We start from the raw sequence: 5,854 nt of genomic DNA, 5'->3' as shown, positions 1-5,854 counted from the left end.
ACGAGCATACCGGTAATCGCCCCTGCGCGGAATGCCATGGTCAGACCGGCCTGAAGCCCAGTCTGCGCCGCAGCCGCCGTGCGGACGTTTGCACGGACCGAGATGTTCATCCCGATATAACCCGCAACGCCCGAAAGCACCGCACCGAGGACGAAGCCAACGGTTGGAATGACGCCAAGGAAAACCGCCACAAGCACCGCAACAGCAACGCCAACGATGGCGATGGTCCGGTATTGACGGCCAAGATAGGCTTTTGCGCCTTCCTGAATAGCCGCGGCGATTTCCTGCATTTTTTCATTGCCAGCCGAGGCGCTCAGCACCTGGCGGCTGGTTACAAAGCCGTACACGACGGCAAGTAACCCGCATAATATTGCAATAATTGTCAGAGACATGAAATTATCTCTCCCCTCCTGTTTATAAAAACAACTCCTGTTGCCATTCTCCTCCCGAGAACTGCAAGCCGTAAGGGTATAAGGCGGCATCGTCAGACATGGCAACCCTTAAACGCCGCCATTTCCGCCACTTCGGTCAATGGTGTTGATAACCCAGCGTCGGCGGCAATTTAACAGGTGCATCGCCGTTGCATAATGTGAGGCCCCCGCCCGCAATCACGCGTCCGACAGCGGTTGCGTGGACATTTATACAGGCGTCCGCCGGCGCGCAGAACAAAAGCTCATAATCATCGCCCCAGCTTGCCGCCTGCATCCGGCTTTCCAGGCTGTCTGTGCGGTAGCTAACATAAGCAGGCGACAAGGGAATGCACGCGAGGTCGATTTCGATCCCCAGCCTGCTGGCGGTCGCCATGCGCTCTGCATCAATCAAAAGCCCGTCGGATATGTCCATCATCGCATGGACAAATGGCGCAAGCTTTTGCCCTTCGGCCAAGCGCACCTGTGGCCGGTTGAACGCGTCGGCAAGCGCGCCAACCTCGTCAAAGCCTGCATCGATCAGCTCAAATCCGGCCAGCGCATCGCCCAAGGTTCCGGTAACATACACGATGTCGCCGACCTGCGCGCCCGCGCGTGAGGGCACGGGGCGATTGGTCGCAATACCGAGCGCGGTTAGCCCAAGCGCGCGCTTGTCACCACGGTTGGAAACGGTATCCCCGCCAAGCAAGGCAACGCCATAATGGCCAAGCACCTTTTCCAGACCGGCGGCAAACGCCCTGTCCCAATCATCATCACCAAGCATGAAGCCAAGCAGCACACCAATGGGCGAAGCACCCTTCGCCGCGAGGTCGGACAGGTTCGACGCAACGAGTTTCCACGCGACATCGGCAGGATTTGCATTGGACCTGAAATGCACATCTTCGGCCATCATGTCGTGCGTAATGATCAGGCAGCTGTCGCCCATTTCAACGACCGCAACATCATCCATAAGCCCGCGCGCCGCAATGTCTTTCGCGAAGCCACGCAATATATTGATGAAGGCGGATTCGGTGGTCATAAATATTCCAGTTCGTCATCCCGAACATGTTTCGGGATAACAAGCAACCACAGCATGTGGTCCTGAAACAAGTTCAGGACGACGATAATAGACCTATGCCCGGACATCTTTCGCCACGGCATCCAGCAAACCATTGACGAACTTCGCATCTTTCTTGTCAAAAAACGCGTGCGCGACGTCGAGATATTCGTCGATCACCGTCGCGGTCGGGACATCAGGGCGGGCGATCAATTCATAGGTGCCGCAACGCAGAAGCTGAAGCATCGTCTTGTCCAGACGCCCCATCTTCCATTGTTCGCCAAGCTTGGCATCAACGAGCAGGTCAATTTCTTCGCGGCGGGCATCAACGCCGGAAACAACGTCGTCGAAAAAGTCGGCGTCGGCGTCCGCATATTGCGCGTCTTCGATTTCCTGCCCCAAACGGTGCGAATGAAATTCATTCAAAAGGCGCGCAATGCCGATATTTTCCATATCCATCTGATAAAGCGCCTGCACCGACGCAAGACGCGCTGCCGAACGGGATTTTGATTTCGCACTTGCGTTATTGGCACTCATAATCTTTTCCTGACACTCGCCGCGTGGGCGGGTAAACCTTCGGCATCGGCAAGCGTTGCCGCTGCGGGGCCTATAGCATTGATGGCGGCTTTATCGAGCGCGATAAAACTGGTGCGCTTCATGAAATCGAGAACCGACAAGCCCGACGCAAATCGCGCGCGGCGTCCCGTTGGCAACACATGGTTTGGTCCGGCAACATAATCGCCAATCGCCTCTGGCGTCATACGCCCTAAGAAAACCGAGCCTGCGTGCCGCACGAGATCGAAAAGGCGTTCGGCGCGGTCATCATCCACCGCAAGCTCCAAATGCTCACCCGCCAAGCGGTTAACGAGCGGCATCGCGCCTTCCAAATCGTCGACGAGGATTATTGCACCAAAATCATCCCAGCTCTGCCGCGCGACTGCGCCGGTTGCGAGCGTTGCAATTTGGGCATCAACCGCTTTTACGACTGCGTCGGCAAAACCGGCGTCGTCGGTGAACAGGATCGACTGGCTTGTGGGGTCATGCTCGGCTTGGCTCAAAAGGTCTGCGGCAATCCATTCAGGATCATTCTGCGCATCTGCAACCACCAATATTTCGGAAGGGCCGGCAACCATATCAATGCCGACCACGCCATATAGCTGACGCTTGGCTTCGGCGACCCATGCATTGCCGGGGCCGGTGATGACATCAACGGGGCGAATACGCTCCGTACCATAAGCGAGCGCCGCAATTGCCTGCGCGCCGCCCACGCGCCAGATTTCATCGACGCCAGCAAGGTACGCCGCCGCCATAACCGTTTGGTTTGTCTCTCCGCCGGGCGTTGGCGTGACCATGACAATGCGATCCACCCCTGCAACCTTCGCAGGGATGGCATTCATGAGAACGGACGATGGATAGGCTGCACGGCCACCGGGTACATAGACCCCCGCCGCATCGACCGCTGACCAACGCGCGCCCAAACGGACATTGTCGGCATCGCGATAGTCCCGGTTTTCGGGCAATTGCGCCTTGTGATAGGCCTCGATCCGCTTTGCCGCGAGCGTCAGTGCATCGCGCAAATCCGGCGCGAGGGCCTCATAGGCCGCTTTGCACTGCGCAGCATCAATTTGCCATCCGGCGGCATTGAGGTCAAAGCCGTCAAAACGCTGGGTCATTTCGGCCAAAGTCACATCACCGCGCGCGCGGACATCGCGGATGGTTTGCGTGACAACGCTGGAGACATCGGCATCCGCCTCACGCCGGCCGTTCACCAGCGCATCAAATGCGTCAGCAAAGCCCGCGTCAGATGCGTTAAGCCGCTGCACGTGCGCCCGACAATTCCCGAAATGTCTGCACCAATGCAGGAATAGTGCCGCTCATCATTTTAAACGCCGCACGATTAACGATCAGCCGCGCCGAAACTTGCGAGATGATCGCCGTTTCGACCAAGCCGTTTTCTGCGAGCGTCTTGCCCGACGACACCAGATCGACGATACGCCCCGAAAGGCCGAGCGAAGGCGCCAACTCCATCGCACCGTTCAACTTGACGCATTCCGCCTGAATACCGCGCGCATGATAATAGCGCGCGGTGGTCGTCGGATATTTGGTTGCGACGCGAATATGCCCTGCCTGAACATCATCAACGGCGTCCTGTGGCATCGCGACCGAAATGCGGCAGCGGCCAATGCCAAGATCAACGGGTGCGTAAAGCTCCGAATAATCAAATTCATCGATCACGTCGGACCCGACAATGCCAATATGCGCCGCGCCATGGGCTACAAAGGTCGCGACATCAAAAGCGCGCACGCGAATGATGCTGATCGCAGGATTGTTGGTCGCAAAAAGCAACGCGCGGCTGCTTTCGTCAAAAAACGCAGGCTCAGGCTCAATACCTGCCGCTTGCATAAGCGGCAAAGCCTCGTCGAGAATCCGTCCCTTGGGGATTGCAAAGATAATGCGTTCCGTCACAATGCCCGCGCTTTAGGGGTCATGCACAGAAAGGGCAATATGGCAGAAGCCCTATTTGCCCGTCGATTTCACGATCGCCAGGTTCCGTTCAACCGCTTTGGACGTCAGTTTAAAAACGCATCCATGGCCGCATTCACCGCGTCCGGCCGTTCCCAGATGACAAAATGGCCGCATTCCTGCACCGGTGCAATCGTCACATGTGGCACCAATGCTTCGATGCCGTCGATGTTGCTTGCGGGCAGCGCGAGGTCATCCATCGCCCACACAATCAGCGTGGGCGTCATCAGCTTCGGAAAGTCGCCTGCGGCAAAGGCAGGCATTTCTGCGTCTTCATCCATCGCTGGCACATATATTGCCGATGCGCGGTACCAATTGAGCATGCCAAAGCACGCATCGCGGTCTTGCCAATCTTTCAACAACGCAGCCCGCTCTTCGGGTTCCATTGCGCTCGGTTTATCCCAGCTAACCGTCTTGCGCATCAGACCGGTTAGCCCTGCCTCACGCACCAAAGCATCATTGGCGGGGTCACGGAACGCACGCATATATTGGCTGGCTGCCCGCTGCTGCATGTCGTTGATCATCAGCCGCTGGAACAGATAGGGATGCGGCGCATTGGCGATGATGGCCCGCGTCACGCGGCCTGCCCATGCGGGGTTAGGTCCGCCCAGTTGACCATTGAGCGCAACACTCCATGCAATCGCGCCGCCCCAATCATGACCCGCAATGATGAAATTATGGATGCCAAGCGCGTCGGCCAAGGCAAAGATATCCGCGGTCAACTTGTCCGCCGTATAAGCATCGACATTTTGCGGCTTTGATGAATTGCGATAGCCACGTTGATCGGGCGCGATGCAGAAAAACCGGTCCGAAAAATGGGCCATCTGGTGCCGCCATGTGCGGTGCGATTCCGGAAATCCGTGCAAGAATATGATCGCAGGATTGGCAGGATCGCCTGCCGTAAACGCATCCATTTCAATCCCGGTTGAAAGGGAAAAACGGTGATGCTTTAGTTCGGTCATGATGTTTGCCTTATAAAATTGCGATAGGTGCAGGACCGTCGTTTCGTCACCACTTTGGGCTAGCGGCTATTCGCCCGGTGCACGGGCCTTGATCGCCAGCGCGTGGACGCGCGTGCCCGGAATATCGCCGAGCGCCTTGTTCACCATCCGCTGCCGCATCAGGCGGGATACACCCGCAAAGGCCGCGCTCTCTATTTCCACGGTGAAGTGCGATTCACCCGAACCATCGTCACCGCCATGGCCATGATGTTTTGCGCTGTCGTTGATGACCGCGAGTTGCGTGGGCGCGAATGCTGCCGTCAGCAGCGTTTCCATTTCAATATGTGCAGGGCCTTTTTCCATAAGCTCTGTATTCCCATATCCGCAGTTTTTCGCCAAGGGGAATTATGGATTCGCGGCAGCCCTTTGACCGATTTCACGGCCGCGTTCGCGGTGCACAGCGGCATTGCGCGCATCCGCACTGCCGTGAAGCAGGCGAATTTCGCGCGCCTGACCCGCATGGCCAGCGCGCGTCGGCCAATGGCCCCGGCGACTATCAATATCTCTGCCTTGAACATGTCCGGCAGTTTAATGCAGGCTATAACTGGTTCGCGGGCATGACCGCCGAAGAAATCATGGAAGCGCAAAGCCCCATCAACGTCTGGCCAAGCGAAACCCGTGCCTTTCGCGCCAGCGGCAGTGTCGATTCGCCGCCCAAATGGGCGGACTTTAAAGACCCGTTGGATGCCATATCCACACGCTTCCGATCACGCATGCCCAAGGAACGTGCCGACGGGCAATTCCTGTCGCCTGAGGACCGCAAAGCGCTCAAGACGCTAGGGCTTGGCGAGGATGCGGATAGGCGCGCCTTACGTAGCGCCTATTCGGCCAAGGTCCGCGCCTATCATCCTGATAAAAATGGCGGC

Annotated in this window: 8 protein-coding genes; 1 reads left to right on the top strand and 7 read right to left on the bottom strand. The window is 57.5% G+C overall.

Annotated elements, in window-relative coordinates:
- The 7 genes from ACIQ0G_RS09805 to ACIQ0G_RS09775 form a co-directional block, all read right to left on the bottom strand.
- A partial coding sequence (locus tag ACIQ0G_RS09805) for a sodium/proton-translocating pyrophosphatase (RefSeq protein ID WP_397577749.1) occupies positions 1-392 on the bottom strand: 392 nt, incomplete at its 3' end.
- Positions 393-528: 136 nt separating this feature from the next.
- Entirely contained in the window at positions 529-1,446 is a 918-nt protein-coding gene (gene thiL / locus ACIQ0G_RS09800) for a thiamine-phosphate kinase (protein WP_397577748.1), read from the bottom strand.
- 93 nt (positions 1,447-1,539) lie between these two features.
- Positions 1,540-2,001: a transcription antitermination factor NusB gene (gene nusB, locus ACIQ0G_RS09795; RefSeq protein WP_395628588.1), complete on the bottom strand. Its 462-nt coding sequence runs from the start codon at positions 1,999-2,001 to the stop codon at positions 1,540-1,542.
- Positions 1,998-3,287 carry a histidinol dehydrogenase gene (hisD, locus tag ACIQ0G_RS09790; RefSeq protein ID WP_397577747.1) on the bottom strand — a complete coding sequence of 430 codons (1,290 nt, stop codon included), beginning with the start codon at positions 3,285-3,287 and terminating at the stop codon, positions 1,998-2,000. Before hisD ends, nusB begins: the two co-directional genes overlap by 4 nt.
- Positions 3,274-3,930, bottom strand: a complete 657-nt coding sequence (gene hisG / locus ACIQ0G_RS09785; RefSeq protein ID WP_397577746.1) for an ATP phosphoribosyltransferase — start codon at positions 3,928-3,930, stop codon at positions 3,274-3,276. The genes hisD and hisG overlap by 14 nt, the downstream gene beginning before the upstream one ends.
- A 104-nt stretch (positions 3,931-4,034) precedes the next feature.
- Positions 4,035-4,949, bottom strand: coding sequence for an alpha/beta fold hydrolase (locus ACIQ0G_RS09780; RefSeq protein ID WP_397577745.1), 915 nt, complete (start codon positions 4,947-4,949; stop codon positions 4,035-4,037).
- 66 nt (positions 4,950-5,015) lie between these two features.
- Entirely contained in the window at positions 5,016-5,291 is a 276-nt protein-coding gene (locus tag ACIQ0G_RS09775; protein WP_397577744.1) for a BolA family protein, read from the bottom strand.
- A 44-nt stretch (positions 5,292-5,335) separates the two neighbouring features.
- Between ACIQ0G_RS09775 and ACIQ0G_RS09770 the strand changes: the two genes are divergently transcribed.
- Positions 5,336-5,854, top strand: a 519-nt coding sequence (locus tag ACIQ0G_RS09770) for a J domain-containing protein (protein WP_397577743.1), incomplete at its 3' end; no start/stop codon positions are given.

This window comes from Sphingorhabdus sp. (assembly GCF_044354325.1).
Classification (GTDB): Bacteria; Pseudomonadota; Alphaproteobacteria; order Sphingomonadales; family Sphingomonadaceae; genus Sphingorhabdus_B.
Note: the sequence above shows the minus strand (reverse complement) of the source record. Positions and strands in the feature narration are given on the sequence as shown.